A 21,753-nucleotide genomic window follows, 5' to 3' on the forward strand; every position below is an offset into this window, starting at 1 on the left:
GATTTCATTGACTCAAAGGAATGATTGGGGGATCAGCATAGAATGGAACTTCTTCAGTTGCACTATTTTCTTGAAGTTGCCAGGCAGGAGCATGTGACGGAAGCGGCACGCAGTCTACATGTTACGCAATCGTCACTAAGTAAGACGATTCAACGTCTCGAGGAAGATTTGGGTGCTCCTCTGTTCGATCGAACGGGGCGAAAGCTTAAGTTAAATGAATTCGGAAGCAAATTCCTTCGCCGAGCGGAGCGGGCTTTATTCGAATTGGAACAGGGGAAACAGGAGATTCAGGATTTAACCAGTCCGGAATATGGCACGCTCAAGCTGGCGGTGACGACTGCAAGTACATTGCCTAATATCCTGCGAGAATTTCGCAAGAAACGGCCTAATATCCAATTTCATGTGCAGATGGTTAGCACGCAGAAGATGGTTACGCTGCTTCATCGAGGAGAGGTCGATTTTGGTTTAACTTCGCCCCCTATACCAGAGAATAACGACTTAGCGTGTCAGACTGTGTTCATTGACCCGATTCTATTAGCTGTTCCCAGAGGTCATCGTCTGGCCGATCGGAGCAGCATTTCATTGCCAGAGATTAGAGATGAATGGTTCGTTGGTGTCAAGAAAGACTATGGCGTTCGCGATTTCGTGGATTCTTTATGTAAATTGGCCGGATTTCTGCCTAAGTATGTGTATGAAGGCGATGAGCCTGCAAGGCTGAGTGATCTTGTAGAGGCCGAAATTGGCATAGCCTTCATCCCAAGTACAGCCAGACATTCGCGGGAACATATCCACTATCTCCAAATCGAGGATCACGAATTGGTACGGGAGATCGCTTTGCTGTGGAACAAGGGTCGGTACATTTCGCGGGCGGCTGTGGAGTTTCGTGAGGTCGTTTTGGACTATTTTGCAGAGTTGTCCACCCTGCCGAAATAATCGGCCATTTATTTATTAAGATAAGTTCATAATTCATATCAGAACAATTCACCCCCTACTTGCGTCTAATTAGTACATCATAAGGAAAGGGTGTCATTAATTTGGGAAATAAACCCATTAAACGCGTAACAATCATGTCTCTTCTTGTACTCCTGACCGTGATTCAAACCAATAGCGTGTTTGCGGCGGCGAATGAACAATCGCCGGCCTTGTTGCTCGATGGGAAGCCACTTGTATTGCCGGTTCAGCCGGTAATTGAGAACGGAGTCAGCTATGTCCCGTTACGTCCGATATTCGAAGCACAAGGTGCTAAAGTTAGCTGGGACGAGCCCAAGCACACGGTGACGGCTACTAAAGAAAGCAACCTAATAACCTACCAAATGGGTACTATGTTTGCTTATAAGAATAACAATCAGCTGGCGCTTCCCGTTCCCGGTAAAGTCATTAACGGCTCTTCGATGGTTCCGCTGCGGTTCATTAGTGAGCTGCTGGGGAATGTCGTTCAGTGGCATGCCTACTCCCAGACCATCTCGATCTCGTCTGCGAATACGTTTGAAACAGAGATTACATACGGTGCAAATCTTAGGTCGCTGCCGAATTCAACGAATGAGGCGTCTGTGATCCGAATGCTTCCGAAGGGCCAACGGATTCATGTCATTCGCGAAATCGACGCCAACTGGCTGGAGGTACAGACGGTAGACAAGACAATTGGATTTATGTCGGCTAAACCTAAGTACACCAACTACTCAAGCCCGAGCTTGACCATGAAGCAAGCCGATCAAATCATCGCATTTGGCTCAACCTACTTCGGCACCCATTATGAATTCGGCGCAAGTCCAAACCAAACGAAAACCTTCGATTGCTCTTCTTTCGTCAAGCATGTGTTTGAACAGGTGCTGTCGGTCGATCTGCCGCGTCTCTCCTACGACCAAGCGAAGGAAGGGAAGGAAGTGAAAGTAGATGACTTGCGCAAAGGCGACCTAATGTTCTTCAGCGCACGCGGTCTCGATATCGGACATGTTGGCATCTATGCAGGGGATGGCAAAATCCTTCACACCTATTCGGACAAGCTTGGCGTCCACATCGCGGAGTTTACCGGGCAATGGAAAACGCGATTCGTTACGGCAAGACGAGTATTTGGGTAGGAACAACTCTATCAAAGAAAATAGAAACTAATTGTTTACATGGGAACGACTGTAAGATAATCTAATAGTTATAAGTTGGAAGGTTTTGGTACTACCGACTAGGGAGGCAGCGATCACTTCGATCAGCTGCCTCTACGTTTCTAGAGAGGAGTGCTCCGATGAACATAGATGAAGTAATCGAACATATTCCGCAGCTGCGGAAAGCGACGGCTGTTTCACAGATACATAAAGGTTTCTCTTATGATGGCAAATATCTCGTTTACGAAGACGGCGACAGACCGGCTTATGTTCTGCGTACTGCGACTTACAATCAGTCCGAATCCAAACGCCGCGAGTTCGAGGCAGTCGGTCTTATTCATGGTCTCGGCGTGCGCACTTCCGAACCCATTGCATTCGGTATGATCGAAGTGCTTGATCGATGTTATATGGTTTTGCGATATGTCGAGGGTTTGGATGCTCTGGAAGAGCTGCCACGGATGACGGTTGATCAACAGTACCGAGTAGGCGCCGAAGCCGGTCGGGAACTGCTTATGATGCACGAGGTGGAAGCACCGGAGGACACGGAAGCGTGGGCCACGCACAGGGCCGCGAAGCATAAACGTCATATGGAGGAATATTTCCGCTGTGGGGTTAAGGCTCCTGAGGAAGAGGCTATTATTGCCTTTGTGGAGAAGCATTTACCGCTGCTGGAGGGGCGTCCGAACAGGTTTCAGCATGACGACTTTCATCCTGCCAATCTTCTCGTCCATCATGGGGCGTATGTCGCGGCGATTGATTTCAATCGGTATGACTGGGGAGACCCGTATCATGACTTTGTGAAAATCGCTTACTTTAGCCGTGAAGTCAGCATTCCGTTCTCCATTGGGCAAATCGATGGGTATTTCGACGGAAATGTTCCAGCGCATTTCTGGCAGCTATATGCGCTGTATGCGGCAATGACGATATTCGGTACGATTACGTGGACGCTTAAGGTCGTCCCGGAGCAGCTCGATTCGATGATGGACCGTATTCGTATACTGCTGGACGATCATACCCATTTCGAAAGTGTCGTACCTAGTTGGTACAAGCAGGGTGAGCATAGATGAACATGATACCGGAGTCGAACTCCATAGAGGACTATGTACTGGAAGCAGATGAAGTGGATTTTAAGCACCATGCTATTCAGGAACTAGCTGCCGAACTATTTGCCTTATCCTCAAACGAGGCGGATTTCGTGAGGAGAGCCTATGAATATGTCAGAGATGAAATCTCGCATTCATGGGATATTCAAAGCTCCCGGATCACTTGCAAAGCTTCGGAAGCACTTCACTATAAAGAAGGCATCTGTTATGCGAAGTCCAATCTGCTCTGTGCGTTGTTAAGGAGCAATGGAGTTCCGACTGGATTTTGTTATCAACGCCTTACATTAGGTGATACGCCGGATACGGGGTACTGCATTCATGCCTTGAACGCCGTCTATTTAACATCGGTAGAGAGATGGATTCGCTTAGATGCACGAGGTAATAAGGCCGGCATACATGCTGAATTCTCGCTAGATGAGGAGAAGCTGGCTTTTGCTATACGAACTGAATACGACGAAATAGACTATCCAATCATCTATACCGCTCCTAATCCTAAAACGATGGATACATTAAAGAAACATACAGATTGCAAAGCGATGTACCTGCATGGACTACCATGCGAGTTGTAACGGATTCGAAGTCAAACAGCCGCCTCTGGGAGGGTGTCATTGTGGCAGACGGAACAGGCAATCGGCAATTGGAAAAACTGTGTACGAAGTTGAAGCTAGGAGAGCTGGTTAGTCAGCCTGTTCCGGTGGCAGGCGGGCTGTTACATCGCATGTACGCACTGAAAACCACCACTGGGAAATATGCGATAAAAGCATTAAATCCGCAAATCATGCTCCGACCTACCGCGATGTTCAATATGATTCATTCCGAAAACATCGCTGCAATCGCAGCCACTAACGTACCTGCATTGCCGGCCAAGCGATTTAACGGCAGTTCCGTGCAGCAAGTAGATGATTACTATTTTCTCGTATTCGATTGGGTAGAGGGACGAAGTCTGGGGCCGCATGAACTAACAAGTACTCACGCTGAACGAATAGGTGCGATTCTCGGCGATCTCCATAAGACGGACTTCTCCTCGCTAGGGATCGAGGCAAATGGGAGCATCGGCGGTGTGCATGCGACGGATTGGAACTACTATATAGAGTTAGGCGAAAGCAATCAGTCAGTGTGGGTAAGCTTGGCTAGAGGTGTCGTGGATCAGCTATACGACTGGAACGCAAAGGCGAACCATGCGGCGCAGTTGCTGGCATCCAACATCGTGATCAGTCACGCGGATCTAGATTCCAAGAATGTGTTGTGGAAGGAAGACTCACCCATTCTTATTGATTGGGAAGCCTCAGGAGCAATAAATCCCATGCAGAATCTAATCGAGACTGCTATTTATTGGTCAGCGGATGAAGCGGGAAACTTAGATCGCGACAAATTCCAGGCGTTCTTAAGAGGCTATAAGAAGAAAGCCGGAGCCATTGAGGCAAATTGGAAAGTCGTGTTAGATAACGGTTATGCAGGGATGCTGGGTTGGCTGGAATATAACTTCAAACGGTCCTTATGGCTGGAGTGCACGGATGAACAAGAGCAGCAGATGGGGACGGAGCAAGTGATCGGAACGATGAACGCCCTAAGGCGTTATGCGGAGCAACAAGCTGAGATTGAAGGTTGGTTGAACGAGGAGGAGACACAATGAAGCTTGTTCTAGTATTCGGGCCGATGGCAGTTGGCAAAATGACCGTTGGACAGGAGTTAGAGAAGATCACAGAGCTGAAGCTATTTCACAATCATATGACCATCGAATTGCTCGTTCCGTTACTGGGATTTACGCCTGAGATGTGGGAGCTAACGAATCTATTTCGTCAGAAGATATTCGAAACCGTTGCCAAGAGTGACGCGCATGGGTTGATCTTCACGTATGTATGGGCTTTCGATCAGCAAGCGGATTGGGATTATGTGAGGACTGTTTGCGATATTTTTGAAAAAGTAGGCGGAGAAGTTTACTTCGTTGAACTTGAGGCCGATATGGACGAGAGAATCGAGCGTAACAAGACGCCTCATCGACTGGAGCACAAGCCTTCCAAACGGAACGTAGAACAATCCGAGCAGCGAATGAGGAGTGCAGTGGAACAGCACCGATTAAACTCGTTGGACGGAGAAATTGACTATGTGAATTATATGAAAATCAACAATACGAATTTGAGTCCAGAGGAAGTCGCGGCGAGAATTAGAACAACATTTCATTTATAAAAGGGGCACATATAAACGTGATTAAACAATCTCTGGAATTCTTAGACCACATTCAGATCCCGGTAATAGATCTGGAACAGTCCATTGAGTGGTACACTACTCATCTTGGATTCAATCTTCAAGGCAAACCTGATCATGATGACATGGCTTTTCTCTCACTTTCATCAGATCAACATGCTAGACCTATTTTCCTGCTATGGAAAACGAATGGTAATGAGAGCATGAAGATGTATTTCTCTAAGCGAGAAGAGAAAATGCCTGTACTATGTTTTAGGACAAAAGATGCCCATGCACTTCGCGAGCAGTTAGAGGAAGCCAATGTTGAAATTGCAAACTTTGCGGATGAAGGTTGGGCCTTTTGCTTGGACTTCTATGATATCAACGGGAATTTGATCAATGCCACGGAATATAAATAGGAGTTGATCGAAGAAAGGGCACTTCGTCATGCTTATCATAGGATCAATAGCTGTATTACTACTCCTTAGTATTTTCATTCAGACTTATTGGTTGAAGTACTCCCATTGTCAACTTGGGGAGCATTCTGACACAAACCTTACCATCGTTCAATTGTCTGATCTTCATGGGCGGACGGGATTCATCAATGGCTCATTGAGTCAGAAAGTAAACCGCATGAAGCCAGATATCGTCGTGATAACCGGTGACTTGGTATCAAGGAAGAAGCAATTAGCTGCAGTTCTTAAGGAAGTCCAGAAGATAGATTGTCCGCAGCTATTCTTTGTCCCCGGCAATTACGAGCGTGAGTGTATGGAAGGATTCCGCAAAAGGTCATACTCGGACCAAGAGTATGAACAAATTATTCAAAGATTGCAGAATCAGAATATATCCGTTCTAACCAATCATGGCGCAACCGCAGCTATGAAGAATCAGAAAGTACTCATCTATGGATTCGATAACTCCATATATGGCAATGAAAGCTTAACCATGACTAGGGAGGAGATGAGCAGCTTTCCCTACATAATCTTGCTAGCACATTCTCCAAGCATCATTAAGTTAATCGAAGAACAACAGGTCCCTTACGATCTGCTCCTCGTCGGGCATACGCACGGCGGTCAGATCAGATTCCTGAATCGTACACTAGGGGCTTACAAAAATTATCATGTTGGGCTTAAGCGAGTAGACGAACGTAGAAATTTCTTCATTACTCGAGGGCTAGGCACGGTGAAGATTCCCATTCGGTTAGCATGTTCACCGGAGATTGCTGTTTTTCATATTGGACTGGAAAGAAAGGTGATCGCATGACTACAATCGGGCTTATCAGACATGGCGTGACGGATTGGAACGAGCTCGGCAAGGCGCAGGGAATATCGGATATCCCGCTTAACGAAACCGGAATGATTCAAGCGAAGGCCATAGCCGACAGGCTTGCAGGCGAAAGCTGGGACATCATTATCTCCAGTACGCTAACCAGAGCGAAGCAAACCGCCGAGGCAGTGCGCAGCGCTTTAGGGATTGACACGTTAATTACGGAAGACCGGATTAGAGAGATTAATTGCGGGCAGATCGAAGGAACCACAGAAGAAGAACGAGTAGCCAGATGGGGCGCCAATTGGAGCTCCCTAGATCTTGGCATCGAAGCGTTCGATGACGTGGCGAAGCGGGGAGCGGCTTATATGGAAGAAGTTGCCGCCACTCACCGGGATAAGCGAGTATTAATCGTTAGCCATGGAGCGCTAATTGGGCTATCACTGAAGCGGCTCATGCCACAGCGATTCGAATCCACATACATGCATAATACTTCCTTAACAATCATCGCTCATCGCAATGAAGAGTGGGAATGCACGCTCTTCAACTGCACGAAGCATCTGTAACAGCCCCTAGGGCCGACCGGCAAAAGAATAGCCCCGCTCGCATTCGAACGGGACCTTATCCGCTAAGGAGTATAGTTAACGCCTGCCGTGTATTTGTTACCGGCATTCCAGAGGAGATATTCATGGATTCCGGCGTCGTGAAGGGCTTGAATCTGCGCATCCACCTGCTCTTTGCCGTATTTAACATAGCTTCCTTTGGCCAGCCAGGAGGCTGTAAAGTCTTGTATCCAAGGCCTTGATATTGGAGGGGATTCGAGTGCGCTGAGCTTCTCCTTCTCGCGTTTGGCATATTCTTGGACAAGTCGGTAAGGCTCGGTATCCGGATGCTTAATGCCGAAATACCCATCGCTCCAATGGCTCGGATAAATCATCGAGGAGATGACGTCGACATTCTCCGATATCCGGCTAAAGTTCTGTCCGATGCCGGGCGCCTCGGGCAGCGTGGCGGAATAACCGAAGATATCGACCGACACTTTGACCCCGTATGGCTTGAGCTGCTCCTTCGCAAAATGAACAAAGTCCGTAATGGCATCGACGCGGAGCTGCGTAAAACGTGCCTTCTCGCTGAAGTCCGGCGATTTCGGTAATGTTTTCTTATAGTCGCTGAGCGCCTTGTGGGCGGCATCCAGCGCCTTCTTGTTTTCATCGGTTTTATCGCCGTTATAGGTAGTGGTTGCCGTATCATAAGCACTCTGAAGGGAAGGGAGTCCCGCCTCATAAGCAGCCTTCTCTTCCGCATAAGCTTTCTCTTGCTCAATGAATTTGGTTGGCTTCTTATCTTTGTACTCCCCCATAGAATAGGAAAGGACCTTATCTTTCTTCTCGAAGCCTTCAGGGAATCGAACGTAGTCGAATTGAATTTCCTGATACCCAAGCTTGGCAGCCAGAATAGCCACATCCACGTTATATTGCCAGTTTGATTTTAAGAATGGATTGATGAAACCGTCACCGTTCCCGTTCCGCCACACTTTGCCGTCCAGCACATAGGAGAGCTCTGGATGTTTCTTGGCCAGGACAGTGTCCTTGAACGCAACGATACGCGCGATCGGATAGATCTTGTGTTCATGCAGCGTTTTGACGATAGCATCCGGATCTCGCATATAGGCTTGCCCGTTCGCGTTTAATTCGCCTTCAGGCTTGAAGGTGATATAACCATCATCGTCTTTGATATCGATAACCATGGCATTCAGATCGGTGTCATCGACGAGCTTCAGCAGAGATTCCATGCGCGCTCCGCCTGCTGACCAGCCCGTAACATAGATGCCTCGTACGGCATCGGGATATTCAAAGACATAAGGCGATTGGAAGGTCGGAGTCTGGTCTGGATCCGGATCCGGTGTTGGCGTTGTTGCTGGATCATCGGTAGGCGTGGTGGATGGATCGTCCGATGGATCGGTTGCCGGATCATTGGTACCTGTGGATGACGGTTCATCATCAGGTTTGACCGTATCCGTATTGGTTGTGTTGTCAGAAGGACTTGTCGTAGGCTCATTATTGGCGTTATCGGGCGTTGTGTTTGGTGCTGTGTTCGAGCTCGGCTGATCCTTGTTGGTGGAAGAATCCGAGGTGCAGGCGGACGTAAACAGCAGCAGTGCGCACAACAAGCTTGCAGCAATGTGTTTTTTCACAGCATGTGCACTCCTTCGTATTCAAGTGGCGTCCTTAACTAAACTATATGGCCTTTGCTGAATGGCAATGCTTCGTTAACGAGAACTAATCAAATAAATGGAGGACGCAATCATTCAGCATGTGGACACAGGTACCATTAAACAGAATCCGCATGATTCGATTCAGTTTCAAACGAATAATGTCGAAGGACTGCGTGCAGCATTGGGAGCAATAAGAATCGAACTATCGTTAGGAGCTGGAAATGAAAAATATAAGGACTCTTCTCCTTACAGTTATTGTAGTTGTAGTATCGATTGTGTTGACTGGCTGTTCGACAGATCATAAATCTCAAATTCTAGGGAATTGGATATCCGATCAAGCTTCTCAACGAGCGGGTAGTGACGAACCATTGTCTCACTTCAATTACTTGGAAGTTAAAGAAGGACAAATCACTTTAGGGAACTATGTAAATGAAATGAAGGATGACAGCACGGTCAAACTAGTTAAAGATTCAAACGCCACAATGACCTATGAATGGAAGTCAGACAACGAAATAGTAATAAACAACTCCATATACGAAATCGAATTGGAGCATGATGAAATGATTTTAAGAAATGAGAATGTTGAGATTCACTACAATAAAACGAAACAATAAGGTAACTCCTGAGGTTGTCCTAATGGGCAGCCTCTTATTTATATAATTTTAACAAGGGAATTCATAGTTTTCTATTTACATCATCCTGATTTATTGATACATTTCGTATACGATAAACGAGAATCAATAGGAAAAGAGGCGAATTAGTGGGGAAAGTTAGCTTGAAAGAGGTATTTTTGATACGAACTGTCGCGTGTTTGAGTATCGTTTTCCTACACAGCGTTGACGTCGCGGATGGCTGGTTCTTTGGTGGGTTAAGGTTGCTATTATCTTTCGGCACGCCTGCATTTATCCTCATTTCCGAGATCGTATTAGCAAATGCATACCCCACTCACACTCCACATGGCTTTTTGAGAAAAAGACTACGTTATATCGCAATACCGTATACGTGTTTTGTAATCATCTATTCCTTTCAGAACACGTTTGCTACAGGTGGGAACGGGGATATTTCAGCTTTAGTAGTGAATTTGTTTAAGGGCTTCGTTCTTGGGGAAACATCCGCCTATTTCGTAGCTATTATTTTTCAATTCTATCTGCTGCATATGTTTTTCGTCCGATATGTGTTCAACCGGTTTCGTCCACAATGGATTCTGCTTATAGCCGGTTCGGTAAACATTCTCTATCTTGCTTTCTTTAACTTAATCAGCCCGCCTAATCATCCAACCGCGATCTATATTTGGGATACGTTCTACAGGATGCCTTTTATCGGCTGGGTTTTCTATTTTGTAGTCGCTTATTATGTGGGTATCCATTATATGAAATGCCTGGATTGGTTGCGAAGGTATCAATATTATATCTACACGTTAGTCGCGCTTACAGGTTTAACTGCCATTTATCTTTTAGTGAGCGATATTATTCCTGTTATATCCTCTAAGCGCTTTGATATGATTTTTTTCACATTGAGCACCGTGTTCATGTTGCTAATTATTGCGGCTAAACTAAGAGTAATGCCATCCTTTATTGTGAGAATAAGCCAGTATTCGTTCGGTATCTATCTAATCCATCCATTAGTGCTGTTTGTTGTTGATCATTTCTTAGATTTGCCCAACAACATGATTGGCGCAAGTATTCTATTTATTTTCGCTCTTGGAGGTTCAATGGGTACGGTGGCTGTCCTTAACCAATTTTCGTGGGGCAGCTATATAATCGGGCGTATTGGAGTCGGCTTAGATCTAAAACGTCCAACTAATCGGATAACGAAAGAGAAAACACAGCCTGTAAACTAATCGGACTTGACCTCCGTATGCTATAGTAAAAAGGTGATTTTACGATGAGACACAATACGTAGTTTACGGAGGCAACTCATGTTCCAGTATAGCAATCAGCAATATGCAGGCGTGAAATTCGGTACACAGGATTTAAGGTATGGTGAGCTAATCAGTTGTACGTTTGATCGGTGCTCATTTGCCAATGGATCAATGGATGAAATTATTTCCAGCAACTGCCGGTTTATAGAATGTGATTTTCGCGGAGCAGCGCTGAATGGTTCCATTCATAATGAAACCGCATTTGAGAATTGCAGCTTTAACGGTGCCAATCTGTTTGTATCGAAATTCGATGCATGCAAAATGACAGGTTCGGATTTCTCCGGCTCGACTATGGATGGCATTTCGATTATCAAAGGTGACTGGTCCTATACGAATTTGCGGCTCGCTTCTTTAACGAGGCAGGATTTGCGAGGGGTTAAGTTCCATGAAGCAGACCTATCAGGAGCTAATCTGGAGAAGGCCGACTTGAGAGATTGCGATCTGACGATGGCGATACTGGCCAAAGCGAAGCTGCAAGGTGCAGATGTAAGAGGGGCCAAGATGGAAGGCGTGGATTTCAAATCACTCACCATTGCAGGATTAAGAATGGATCGAGAGCAAACGGTATTATTCTCCCTTGCTCATGGTGCCAAAGTAGGTTGAAGACAAAGGAGATGCGGGACAAAAAGGGACCATGGAGAAGTGCTCCATGGTCCTTTTTGAATTCATAATGATCACAGTCTTACTCTTTATCGATTTTGGTGATCGTGTCTTCCTTGTACTCAAACGTGACATTCGTGCCTTTTTCCCACTTGGCTACCGTATCGGCAATTTCACTGCTGACCTTATAGGAGACCGCACCGACACCGGTTTCGATTTCAATGGTCTTGTCGTCATTCACCCCGTTGAATACACCGGACATTGCAACAGGCGCATTCTCCGGTGTAACTGTTTCGTCTGCCGATGAAGCATTGTTGGCGGCATCCGAATTCGTTGCCGCGGCGTTGTTACCGGCAGCATTAGCATTCGTTGCAGAAGCGTTCTCACCGGAATTGTTGTTGCTGCACGCCGTACCAATAAGGGTAAGGGAGAGGGCGACAGCAAGGATAGGCAGGTATTTAGCGATTTTGTTTTTCATGATTTTCACCTCCGAAAGGGTTAAACGTCCGAAAGGCAGGGAAGTTTCGATTACGAATGTTAAGGTTATGTAAATCGCTCCGGATGAATCATATACCGGAAACTACCATTTGCTGATACAATCAGTAAGAGTCATACATCATACAGGGGGCGAGGACTTGAATCCGAAATTCAATCATCATCAATACGTAGTTAGAAAGCAGATCCTTTCTCTGGTCGGCGCCAAAATCGATATTTTCGACATCGATGAGAGACCGGTTCTGTTCTCGAAGATGAAAGCCTTTAAGCTCAAGGAAGACATCCGGTTGTATGGGGATGAAACGATGCAAGAAGAGTTGATCACCATTCAAGCGCGAAGCGTCATTGATTTTTCTTCAACCTTCGATGTAGTCGATGTCGAGACCGGGAACAAAATCGGTTCTTTGCGTCGCAAAGGGATGAAGTCGATCTTCAAGGATGAATGGGCGATATTGAGTCCGAGTGAGTCCGAGATCGGATTGGTTAAGGAAGATAACGCGCTGCTCGCGCTTCTGCGAAGATTTCTGACGAATCTGATTCCTCAGCATTACAACGTAGAGGTGAACGGCACCAAGGTTGGGGTGTTCAAGCAAAATTTCAATCCGTTCGTCCAGAAGCTAAACCTTGATTTCTCCGTGGATCACGAGGACAAGCTTGACCGCCGCTTGGGTCTGGCTGCTGCGGTGCTGCTTATCGCTGTCGAGGGCAATCAAGGATAGAAGCGCAGACGGAGGTGTAAACATGTTCTTTCTACAAATGTCTGGATTTCCGGGGTCGGGGAAATCCACGCTTGCCAGGGAAATTGCGAAGTTCACGAAAGCCGTTATTCTAGACCATGATATCGTAAAAACCGGATTATTAGAGGGACTGCAATTAGAGAGTCTCGAAGTAGATCCCAAGCGTACGGGCGGAGTGGCTTATCATATAGAATGGACGTTAGTTGATTTCTATCTCTCGCAAGGTCACAGCGTTATACTGGATAGTCCTTGCTTGTACGAAGTGTTGGTTGCGAATGGAACGGCATTGGCGGACAAACATAATGCGAAATACAAGTATGTCGAGTGCGTATTAAATGACGTTCATGAGCTTAACAATCGGTTGAGGAATCGCGTGCAAATGATTACGCAGATTGGTCCAGTCGATATACCTGAAGATAAATGGCAAGAGGTAATCAACCGAGCCAAGAAGCCATCACACCTGGAATGCATGAAAGTAGACACTGCACAACCTCTGGAGAATTACATTGGTGATGTTCTGTTATATTTGAATAAATAACACGAAGAGACGGCAGCCGTTATTGGCTGTCGTTTTTTCTGTTGTTATTAATACTAGGCTGTACTAACTAGTGAAATTCCTTAGAAACAAAGAGTATATAACTGAAATAAAATATCTGTTATAGTAACTTTAAAGTGCTGTTATAATCACTATATTTTTCGGAGGTGTATCCATTGGCCCACAACTTAGATATAGACGGACAGGTAATCAAGGAAACGATCACAGCCCTTGAACAGCAGCTTTTAGAATTTTACGTCTATCCTGACATTGCAATAGAAATGTGTAAGGCGCTGAGGAATTTACAGTTTGAAGGCTCTGGCATGGGAACAGCTGACTTTTGTGAGGTGATTACAAAGCAGCTGCAGCTGATAAGCAAAGATAGACATTTACATATGAGTTTTAAATTAGCTGAAGATAAGCCTACATTGAACGAGGAGCTTAGGAAGCAAGAGCTGGCCTTCGATAATTACGGTTTCTATAAGGTGGAACGACTCCAAGGAAATATCGGATACTTGGATCTACATGCACTTGCTCCGCCAGAATTAGCAGGTGAAACAGCAGTGAGTGCTATGAACTTCCTAGCGAATACGAGCGGAATGATCATCGACCTTCGACAATGCGGCGGTTGGTCACCTTATATGGTTACATTCCTATCCAGCTATTTGCTAAGTGAGACTCCCGTGCACCTGAATGATTTCTATTGGAGGTATGCTGACGTTACGCAGTCGTTCTGGAGCACGCCGTACGTTTCCGGCAAACGCTTCGGACCGCATAAACCTGTATTTGTACTCACCAGTAAACAGACTTTCTCGGCATCCGAAGAATTTGCTTATGACCTTCAAGCCATCGAGCGAGCGACAGTGGTTGGTGAAATTACTGGCGGCGGGGCTCATCCAGGCGAGGTTCATCGCCTCAATCATTACTTTGAGGTGTTTATTCCGAAAGGCAGGGCGATTAATCCGGTAACGAAGAGCAATTGGGAAGGAACAGGCGTCATACCGGACATTGAAGTCAGTCAAGAGCAAGCCTTCGACATTGCCTATGATAGGATACTTGAGATTGTACGGGAAAGAGAAAAGGCAGCACACTAGTGCCGCCTTTCGCCAATTCATCTATCGCAGGTTACGTTTGCACCGTCTTCTTCTTACGGAAGGCTGAAACGAGCAGAAGCAGAAGAGGAATCCCGATTGAACAGATAGGGAAGGCGATCGTTTGCCAATACAGATTTACGGACTTCAAGATCGCCTCGTTCGGGATTAACAGCGCCATAATAAACATCGTCGGAGCTCCGAACCAAATGAATGACCGCCAATTCTTCACGCGGAACCAGCGTGCCGCCTCGTAGCTGGTGATGAACAAATATAACGAGATACGGGCGAACAGGCCGAAGACCCAGATGAAGATGACGAAGATATCCATGTTTTGTATGAAATCAAGAAGATTGATGGAGCGTACGAGCATAAAGTACGGAAATCGCATCCTAGCGGATACATCCGGCCCGAAGACGAGCAGGACCAAAGTCGTTGCAAGGCAAGCCAGCACAGCGGTCATGCCAACGGCAATCAGCGATTTCGAATAGGCTTGTCGCTGGTGCTCCAGAAAAGGAAGGATGCTGAAGAAGATCAAGGATTCGCCCAGAAAAGAAGCCGTTTGAATCGAATGCTTCATAATGGGGAGCACTCCGAAATCAGTGATGATGGGCAGGATATAATGCCACTTAATATCGACGATATTCAGACTAAAGCCCACAATCAGAGTAAGCACCATAATAGGTCCGGCGATTTCGCAAAATCTTCCGATACCCATAATGCCAACAGAGTACGTGATGTAGGTCATTAATACGGTCATGAGCAGCATGATCAGCCAAACCGGCGTTCTGTCGAGCATGATGAGATGGATAAAATCGCCAAACAAGCGAAGCGCGGCCGCATTCAGCCCAAACCACACGGCGAAATAAGGGAGTACGATTGCCCTTCCCAGCCATTTTCCGAGAATAGCCTGACTAAATTCGACCAATGTTTGCCGGGGATGCAGCATGCACAAGCGGACGATGATCGCAGTTAAAGCCATCGCCACAACGCCGCCGGTTAGCATGGCTATCCATGCGTCCTGTTTGTTTAGATTGATCGTTGGCGTAATCATTCCCCAGATGAACAGCACGACTTCGACCGTCGCGAAAGTCCACATGACCTGCACGCCTGACAATTTCATCTCTCTCAAGTGCATCCCTCCTGACATTAGCGGTATATGGAAGCATTGCTTTCACCCAGATCTTTGCATTGGATATTGACGCGTACCGACACCTCGACTTGCGGAAAGATCACGTTCCACTTCGGTCGCAGCGATTTCCATTGCGCGGGATGCTGATGATGCACGATTTCGCCAAATCCGAAGAAATCGAGTTTAATTTGTTTTTGCGCTTTGTCGACTACCTGCTCGACCTTCTTCAAGGTTTGTTCATTTAAGGACTTCTGGATCAGCAAGAGATGGCTCACCAAGGACGGGTCCAAGCTCGTGTTATTCTCAACGAGAACGCCGCCTCCAGACAGCAGGATATCGATTTTCACTCGATTACCTTGTACGCTTGTTTGAATTCGCCGATTTAAGGATCTAAGCTTTATACTGAACGTCCCCCCAAATTCGGGAACTGTGGCAGTCATGAAGTAATTGTTGATTCTTCTCCTGATCCAATTCGTATAGAAGGCATCCTCCGGATTCAAATAGGCTGCCAGCTTGAGGCCGTTGTCTTTGTTAAAAACCGCGAATCCGGAGTAGACATAGTGCTTACTCCGATTCATAGTGAGCACCGGAAGCAAGGGCTGCGTGCCTTGGCCCAAGGCATCATACATAAAGGCAGCGAAATAGAAATTTCTGAGCCCTAGCGTGGCTTGCTCGTCATAGAGCGTTGACGTGATATAGGGATCGAACATGGAGTTGATTTGGAAGACATTTTTTGCTTGCGTGCCCTTCACCACGAAAATTTTGGATCTGGCTTCCGATTGGGGGTTTCGAAAATATTCGTCGATCCAATCAGCTATGCCATGCTCGGCCATCTTCTCTCCGATCAGAACGATTTCGCGATGGCCTATAAACAAGGTGCGCGATAATTGTGCCTGCAGCTTCTGCGCCGCATCCGTGTTGTTCTTGCCCGTAGCGCTCAATACCTGGAAGCTTTTCTTAGAGCTGCCTCCTTCTTGTACGCCGATGCCCGATGGTATCGCAATTAGCGTGCTGAGCATGTATTTGCCATCCTTGTTCATGTCCATCCCCGTGCCCATAACGAAGGCTCGTTGATCGGGCTCCTCGAGATTCCAACAACCGGTTGTGACTAGCGCGATGAAGAGCATGACGAAACCAATTTGAACAACGGTCTTAATCATAGGTGATCCCCCTCGGGAACGGGATCGGTGTTTCGGGTCAGCTTTTGCGGCCAACGCAGCAGCACGTCCTTGAGCCTTCCCTTCTTGAGCGGAGCAACCGGCGACAGATAGGGCGTCCCGAACGGCTGTAAATGGATTAAATGAATGAGAATGGCGATAATTCCAATCGCGATCCCGAACAGCCCGAACAAACCGGCGAGTATCAGCATCGGGAAGCGGAGAAGACGCATGGGGAAGCTGAAGCTGTACCTTGGAATGACGAACGATGAGATGCCGGCAGCAGGTACGATAATGACAATCGGCGCAGATATGATACCTGCCCGAACGGCTGCTTCCCCAATAACCAAGGCGCCGACGATGCTGACGAGAGGGCCGATTTGCCGAGGGAGACGGATTCCCGCCTCCCGCAGCGCTTCGAATACGAATTCCATCATGAACACTTCGATCACTGTCGGAAAAGGTGCTTTCTCCCGCAGGGCGGCGATGCTCAGCATGAGCTTGGCGGGAACCATCTCCGGATTGAAATTGGTCAGCGCGATATAGATGGATGGCAGGAAAACAGAGACAAGGACAAACAAATAGCGAATCCATCGGTTAAGCGAGACGAATAGGAAACGCTCGAAATAATCGTCCGGCGCCTGTAAGCCGGCCCAGAATGTCATGGGCACTACAAGCGCGATCGGCGTTCCGTTCGTCAAGATCGCCACTTTGCCTTCGAGAAGCCCTGCGGCAACGACATCGGGTCGTTCACTGCTCAATAGTTGCGGGAAAGGCGATAAGTGCGTGTCCTCAATGGATTCTTCGATATAGCCCGATTCCAGAATGCCGTCAATGCGGATGCGCTCGACCCTTTTGCGGACTTCGTTCAGAACGGACGTGTCAACGACGCCTTCAATATAAGTGATGACGACTTCGGTTTTCGTATATTTGCCGAGCGTCAGCTGCTCCATCTTCAAGTCCGGCGTGGCGAAAATACGTCGCATCATCGTCGTATTGGTGGTCAACAGCTCCGTGAAGCTTTCTCTGGAGCCGCGAAGCGTCGCCTCTTCCGAGGGTTCGCCGATTGTACGAGATTCGAAATTGGAGACGTCTGCTACAATAGCCGACGCTTCGCCATCAACCAGGATTGCTACATGTCCACGCAAGACGCATTCTGCGATTTGGCCGGCATTCGAAATCGTCATGAGGTGCAATAAAGAGATCCGCGATTGCTCGAGCATTTGCGAGATACTGACAACGGAATCCAACCCTTGCGGCAGCCCTTCGTAGAAGAGCGGCTTTAATATATTCATGTTGAGTTCTTCCGTACTAACCATGCCAGAGGCATAAATCAAGAGCAGTCGCACCTTGCCATCCGCCGTGATTTCTCGAAACGAGACGTCTGAGCAGTTCAGAAAGATTCGTTTAAACAGCTGTTCGTTTTCCTGAATATCGAGATACAAGTCTGCTTGCGCATTTCCTGTAGGTGATATTTTCACGGTCGAACTCCTCCTCTATTACTGAACGATGCAGATCGGATTGGATGGCTGATTTGCATATTTTATCCAGAAGCAGGAAATCCATACGGAATTATTGCAGTAAAGCCCCGTTCGAATACGAACGGGGCTTTACTGGAAGGAAACTTTTCTTAGGTAGCGAAGTATAATCATTGGATTGATTATCCAAATAAAGTTAATAAATGCAATTCATTTGCAAACGAAGCTTGGCAACAAAGGAGGAATTCCAGTGAACGTAATTAAAGACAGTTGGAATCATTGGGCGGAGACTTGGTATTTGAAATACAGAACACCGGAAGCCATAGCAAAGATTATTCGGTCCCCGGAGACAGCGTTTCACCGTGTGACCTACTCTATGCTGCAAGAGGCTATACCAAATTTAAGTGGCAAAAAGGTGCTGGTTCCATCAAGCGGCGACAATCATGCCGTATTCGCCTTTCATTTAATGGGGGCAAAAGTGACCTCATGTGATATTTCAGAAAATCAGCTGGAACATGCTGCTGCAATCGCGAAGTCGCATAACTGGGATATTGACTTTATCTGCGAGGATACCATGCACTTATCTACAATTAATAGCAATGAATATGACTTCGTGTACACCTCAAACGGCGTTCATGTTTGGATTCATGATCTGAAAACGATGTATCGCAACATTGAGCGCGTACTTAAGCCCTGTGGTACATATCTGATGTTCGATATCCATCCGTTCATGCGTCCTTTTGGCATCACAGTGGGAGATACCGTGAAAGTAGAGAGGCCCTACGATTTCACAGGTCCGCACGGCGATGTACCCACCTATAAGTGGCGCATGCAGGACTTGATGAACGCGATGATTTCCGCCAATCTGAGCATTGGACGAATCGAAGAAATGGTTGAGGAGGACGGTTCATTCTGGGTGGACGATTCAACAGACGAAGGAGAGCATCTATCCGAGCAAGAGCTTGCAAACTTCTGTAACTGGCGCATGAATCCATTAGCGGCATTACCTCAATGGCTCTCGCTGTTAGCAACTAAGGGTAATCTGTAAATCTTGCATTTTGGGGATTTCATTCGTTCCACGGGTAGTTACTTTAAAGGAAGTAGCTGAACATAAAGTGCGTACTTCCAAGCTGTCTGCAACTTGTATATAGTTTCATATGAGGTTCAAACCAATCCTATCTAATTGATGAATGGAGTAGATCCAGTGGAGTATCGTGTTCTTGGTCGTTCCGGTTTACGGGTTAGCGAAGTAAGCTTAGGTTGCTGGGCAATCGGCGGACCTTCGTGGCGTGACGGTGAGGCAGTAGGTTGGACAGGTAATGATGACAATGCGTCAATTGCCGGTTTGAACCGTGCTTTTGAACTTGGGATCAATCATTTTGATACGGCAGATGTCTATGGAGACGGCCACTCGGAGCGCGTTCTCGGACGTTTTCTGCAAGAAGTTCCGCGCGATCAAGTCGTGATTGCGTCCAAAGTCGGCTGGTTCCGCGGAACAGCGCCTAACGCGATGCACCCGATTCACATCCGTCATCAGCTAGAGCAGTCGCTCATGAATTTAGGCACGGATTATCTGGATCTTCATTTCTTCCATAATACGAATTTCGGACCCAATGATCTGTATCTGGAAGAAGCGGCCGATACGATGCGTCAATTGCAAAAGGAAGGCAAGGTCCGCGTCATCGGGCAATCCGGTTACGGATACAGCGACTTTATGCGCGTCTGCCCGGTTACGCGTCCGGATGTGCTGCAGTTCCACTATAATGCTTTCGGCAATCAATTCGATAAGCCCGAAACGAATCTGTTCCAATGGGCAGATGAGCAGGATATCGGGATGGTATTGTTCGGGCCGCTTGCGCAGGGACTGCTTCTCGACAAATTCGATCCGGAGAACCCGCCGCAATTCGGCGAAGGCGATATTCGGGCTTCCAACTCCTCCTATACCAAGGAGCGATTGCTGGAGATCCGCGAGCGTCTTCAACCGATCAAGGAACGATTCGGTATGGAAGTCCAAGACTTAGTGCGGGTAGCGATTCAGTTTGCGCTTGCTCAATCTCCGAACACCTGCGTCATCCCAGGCTTTAAGAATGCGAAGCAGGTAGAGTCCAACGCGCAAGGAGCCGGCAATCCATTGAATGCGGAAGAAGTAGCCTTCATTCGCAGCGTGATTCAAGGCGTTTAAGTTGTTTCTGTAGAAAGTCCGCCATCACAAGTGTGGAGCACACATGAGGTGGCGGACTTTTTCGTGTGAGACGGCAGTTCAACAAGTGTAATGTTGCAGAAAATGCAGCATTAGAACCTCACCAATGGCCTCAAGCGGCAATTTGTTGCAGAAAATGCAGCATTTAAAGGCCATGGGACCTCTAGCAGTTGCTTTGGAGCAGGAATGTTGCATAATAGGCAACATTCCTCTATAAACCTCCTGATTTACTTGAAAATGCTGCAGAATATGCAACATTCCTATATGCGCAATAGAGTTTGCTGCCTAGTGCACTCCCAAACTTGCTCCGTGATCCAATGGGTTGTTTCAGTAACCTTTTGGCCGGAGCTGCGTCTCTAAATGAGAAGACAACCTGAGTAGTGTGGGGGAGAGGGAATGAGGCGGAAGTTGTTCTTGGTGCTGTGTGCTTCTTTGCTGGCTATTATGCTGACGGGATGTTCATCCGGCTCGCAATTGCCTGATGAACCTGTGAGGCCGATAATTACCGTAGAAGGTTTCAATATTGATTATATAGCAGCTCATTATTGCTGGTTCGGCTCGCAAACAGACGGGGTTTGTTCGGATCCACCTGAGCCGACTGCATACAACAAGATGATCCGAGATAAAGCAATCAAGGCGATATGGAGTGATACGATCTCGGTTAAGTTTCCGATTCATCCAGATGAGTTTACATTAACTATGTACACGGACGATGGCCAGCAAGTATTGCTAGGCAAACCTAATCAATTTCGTTATAGCCTTCCTATGGAGCCGGGGTATTATAGATATCGACTGTCGGCTGTATGGGCGGAGAGGAATACGGTTGATTATGATTTTGGCATACAAACGAGCGACACATTTAACTGAGCGCCGACTACGAGAGGAAGCTAGAGCATATGACAGCACGTTGTGCCTGGGTCAATGAGGACCCTTTATATATCGATTACCACGATTATGAGTGGGGAGTTCCTGAGCATGAGGATCAGAAATTGTTCGAGATGTTGGTACTGGAAGGAGCACAAGCTGGATTAAGCTGGTATACCGTGCTGAAGAAACGCGAGGGTTATCGAAGAGCGTTCGACGGATTCGATCCCCATAAAGTGGCGGCATACGACGAGGCCAAGGTGGCCGAGTTGATGACGGACGACAGTATTATTCGAAATCGGCTCAAGATCCAATCGGCCATCACGAATGCAAAATGTTTCTTAAAGGTTCGTGAGGAGTTCGGCAGCTTCGATAGCTACATCTGGCAGTTCATCGGCGGCGTTCCCATTCGGAATCAATGGCCAACTAAGAGCGAGGTTCCGGCAACTACTCCGCAATCCGATGCCATGAGCAAGGATCTGAAGAAACGCGGCTTTAAGTTCGTCGGCTCGACCATTTGTTATGCGTATATGCAAGCCTGCGGCATGGTGGATGACCATTCGTTGGACTGTGATTATCATAAATAATGCCTATACTATTGGCAGAACACCGCTAGTCCTTTATGATGGGTATCGAGGGCGACATGTATAAATCTGGAAGTGTAAGAAGGGCCTCGTGA

The 21,753-nt window shown here is 47.1% G+C and carries 24 protein-coding genes; 19 read left to right on the plus strand and 5 right to left on the minus strand.

Annotated elements, in window-relative coordinates; translation table 11 throughout:
- The first annotated feature begins 42 nt into the window (after positions 1–42).
- From BLW29_RS15435 to BLW29_RS15475, 9 genes are all read left to right on the plus strand, one after another.
- On the plus strand, positions 43–933 hold the full coding sequence (locus BLW29_RS15435; protein ID WP_090981061.1) for a LysR family transcriptional regulator: 891 nt from the start codon (positions 43–45) through the stop codon (positions 931–933).
- Between the two features lie 101 nt (positions 934–1,034).
- Complete coding sequence (locus BLW29_RS15440) at positions 1,035–2,078, plus strand: stalk domain-containing protein (protein WP_256208647.1); 1,044 nt, start codon at positions 1,035–1,037, stop codon at positions 2,076–2,078.
- Between the two features lie 158 nt (positions 2,079–2,236).
- Positions 2,237–3,163 carry a phosphotransferase family protein gene (locus BLW29_RS15445; RefSeq protein ID WP_090981063.1) on the plus strand — a complete coding sequence of 309 codons (927 nt, stop codon included), beginning with the start codon at positions 2,237–2,239 and terminating at the stop codon, positions 3,161–3,163.
- Positions 3,160–3,768: a transglutaminase-like domain-containing protein gene (locus BLW29_RS15450; RefSeq protein ID WP_090981065.1), complete on the plus strand. Its 609-nt coding sequence runs from the start codon at positions 3,160–3,162 to the stop codon at positions 3,766–3,768. Before BLW29_RS15445 ends, BLW29_RS15450 begins: the two co-directional genes overlap by 4 nt.
- A 41-nt stretch (positions 3,769–3,809) precedes the next feature.
- Positions 3,810–4,832, plus strand: coding sequence for a phosphotransferase (locus tag BLW29_RS15455; RefSeq protein ID WP_256208648.1), 1,023 nt, complete (start codon positions 3,810–3,812; stop codon positions 4,830–4,832).
- Positions 4,829–5,386 carry an AAA family ATPase gene (locus BLW29_RS15460; RefSeq protein WP_090981068.1) on the plus strand — a complete coding sequence of 186 codons (558 nt, stop codon included), beginning with the start codon at positions 4,829–4,831 and terminating at the stop codon, positions 5,384–5,386. The genes BLW29_RS15455 and BLW29_RS15460 overlap by 4 nt, the downstream gene beginning before the upstream one ends.
- 17 nt (positions 5,387–5,403) lie before the next feature.
- A complete protein-coding gene (locus tag BLW29_RS15465; RefSeq protein WP_177186647.1) occupies positions 5,404–5,802 on the plus strand; it encodes a VOC family protein in 399 nt (132 codons plus the stop codon).
- Positions 5,803–5,830: 28 nt separating this feature from the next.
- Positions 5,831–6,646 (plus strand): metallophosphoesterase, encoded by an 816-nt coding sequence (locus tag BLW29_RS15470; RefSeq protein ID WP_090981072.1) that lies wholly within the window; start codon positions 5,831–5,833, stop codon positions 6,644–6,646.
- The gene (locus tag BLW29_RS15475) at positions 6,643–7,215 is read left to right on the plus strand and encodes a histidine phosphatase family protein (protein ID WP_090981074.1); all 573 of its coding nucleotides are present in this window, start codon (positions 6,643–6,645) and stop codon (positions 7,213–7,215) included. Before BLW29_RS15470 ends, BLW29_RS15475 begins: the two co-directional genes overlap by 4 nt.
- A gap of 62 nt (positions 7,216–7,277) precedes the next feature.
- On the opposite strand, the gene BLW29_RS15480 is transcribed toward BLW29_RS15475, so the two are convergent.
- Positions 7,278–8,843, minus strand: coding sequence for a putative glycoside hydrolase (locus BLW29_RS15480; protein WP_090981077.1), 1,566 nt, complete (start codon positions 8,841–8,843; stop codon positions 7,278–7,280).
- Positions 8,844–9,085: 242 nt separating this feature from the next.
- Between BLW29_RS15480 and BLW29_RS15485 the strand changes: the two genes are divergently transcribed.
- The 3 genes from BLW29_RS15485 (at position 9,086) to BLW29_RS15495 (ending at position 11,388) form a co-directional block, all read left to right on the plus strand.
- The gene (locus BLW29_RS15485) at positions 9,086–9,478 is read left to right on the plus strand and encodes a hypothetical protein (protein WP_090981078.1); all 393 of its coding nucleotides are present in this window, start codon (positions 9,086–9,088) and stop codon (positions 9,476–9,478) included.
- Between the two features lie 146 nt (positions 9,479–9,624).
- Positions 9,625–10,704, plus strand: a complete 1,080-nt coding sequence (locus BLW29_RS15490) for an acyltransferase family protein (protein WP_177186648.1) — start codon at positions 9,625–9,627, stop codon at positions 10,702–10,704.
- A gap of 78 nt (positions 10,705–10,782) precedes the next feature.
- Positions 10,783–11,388: a pentapeptide repeat-containing protein gene (locus tag BLW29_RS15495; protein ID WP_090981083.1), complete on the plus strand. Its 606-nt coding sequence runs from the start codon at positions 10,783–10,785 to the stop codon at positions 11,386–11,388.
- 79 nt (positions 11,389–11,467) lie between these two features.
- On the opposite strand, the gene BLW29_RS15500 is transcribed toward BLW29_RS15495, so the two are convergent.
- Positions 11,468–11,863, minus strand: coding sequence for a hypothetical protein (locus tag BLW29_RS15500; protein ID WP_090981085.1), 396 nt, complete (start codon positions 11,861–11,863; stop codon positions 11,468–11,470).
- 157 nt (positions 11,864–12,020) lie between these two features.
- On the opposite strand from BLW29_RS15500, the gene BLW29_RS15505 reads away from it, so the two are divergent.
- The 3 genes from BLW29_RS15505 to BLW29_RS15515 all read left to right on the plus strand — a co-directional run bounded on the left by BLW29_RS15505 (position 12,021) and on the right by BLW29_RS15515 (position 14,246).
- Positions 12,021–12,599 (plus strand): LURP-one-related family protein, encoded by a 579-nt coding sequence (locus tag BLW29_RS15505; RefSeq protein ID WP_090981087.1) that lies wholly within the window; start codon positions 12,021–12,023, stop codon positions 12,597–12,599.
- A 22-nt stretch (positions 12,600–12,621) separates the two neighbouring features.
- The gene (locus BLW29_RS15510) at positions 12,622–13,155 is read left to right on the plus strand and encodes a P-loop nucleotide/nucleoside kinase family protein (protein ID WP_090981089.1); all 534 of its coding nucleotides are present in this window, start codon (positions 12,622–12,624) and stop codon (positions 13,153–13,155) included.
- A 392-nt stretch (positions 13,156–13,547) separates the two neighbouring features.
- A complete protein-coding gene (locus BLW29_RS15515) occupies positions 13,548–14,246 on the plus strand; it encodes a S41 family peptidase (RefSeq protein ID WP_177186649.1) in 699 nt (232 codons plus the stop codon).
- Between the two features lie 31 nt (positions 14,247–14,277).
- Here the strand turns inward: BLW29_RS15515 and BLW29_RS15520 are convergent, their stop codons facing one another.
- The 3 genes from BLW29_RS15520 to BLW29_RS15530 are packed head-to-tail and all read right to left on the minus strand — an operon-like array spanning position 14,278 to position 18,013.
- Positions 14,278–15,366 carry a GerAB/ArcD/ProY family transporter gene (locus BLW29_RS15520; RefSeq protein WP_256208661.1) on the minus strand — a complete coding sequence of 363 codons (1,089 nt, stop codon included), beginning with the start codon at positions 15,364–15,366 and terminating at the stop codon, positions 14,278–14,280.
- A 26-nt stretch (positions 15,367–15,392) separates the two neighbouring features.
- Complete coding sequence (locus BLW29_RS15525) at positions 15,393–16,535, minus strand: Ger(x)C family spore germination protein (RefSeq protein ID WP_090981095.1); 1,143 nt, start codon at positions 16,533–16,535, stop codon at positions 15,393–15,395.
- Positions 16,532–18,013 (minus strand): spore germination protein, encoded by a 1,482-nt coding sequence (locus BLW29_RS15530; RefSeq protein WP_090981097.1) that lies wholly within the window; start codon positions 18,011–18,013, stop codon positions 16,532–16,534. The genes BLW29_RS15525 and BLW29_RS15530 overlap by 4 nt, the downstream gene beginning before the upstream one ends.
- Before the next feature lie 247 nt (positions 18,014–18,260).
- Between BLW29_RS15530 and BLW29_RS15535 the strand changes: the two genes are divergently transcribed.
- From BLW29_RS15535 to BLW29_RS15550, 4 genes are all read left to right on the plus strand, one after another.
- Positions 18,261–19,058 carry a class I SAM-dependent methyltransferase gene (locus BLW29_RS15535; RefSeq protein WP_256208649.1) on the plus strand — a complete coding sequence of 266 codons (798 nt, stop codon included), beginning with the start codon at positions 18,261–18,263 and terminating at the stop codon, positions 19,056–19,058.
- Positions 19,059–19,214: 156 nt separating this feature from the next.
- Positions 19,215–20,192, plus strand: coding sequence for an aldo/keto reductase (locus BLW29_RS15540; RefSeq protein WP_177186651.1), 978 nt, complete (start codon positions 19,215–19,217; stop codon positions 20,190–20,192).
- 414 nt (positions 20,193–20,606) lie between these two features.
- Positions 20,607–21,077, plus strand: coding sequence for a hypothetical protein (locus tag BLW29_RS15545; RefSeq protein WP_090981101.1), 471 nt, complete (start codon positions 20,607–20,609; stop codon positions 21,075–21,077).
- 29 nt (positions 21,078–21,106) lie between these two features.
- Positions 21,107–21,661, plus strand: coding sequence for a DNA-3-methyladenine glycosylase I (locus tag BLW29_RS15550; protein WP_090981103.1), 555 nt, complete (start codon positions 21,107–21,109; stop codon positions 21,659–21,661).
- The last annotated feature ends 92 nt before the right edge of the window (positions 21,662–21,753 follow it).

The sequence above is a fragment of the Paenibacillus sp. CF384 genome (assembly GCF_900106745.1).
Taxonomy (GTDB): domain Bacteria; phylum Bacillota; class Bacilli; order Paenibacillales; family Paenibacillaceae; genus Paenibacillus_Z.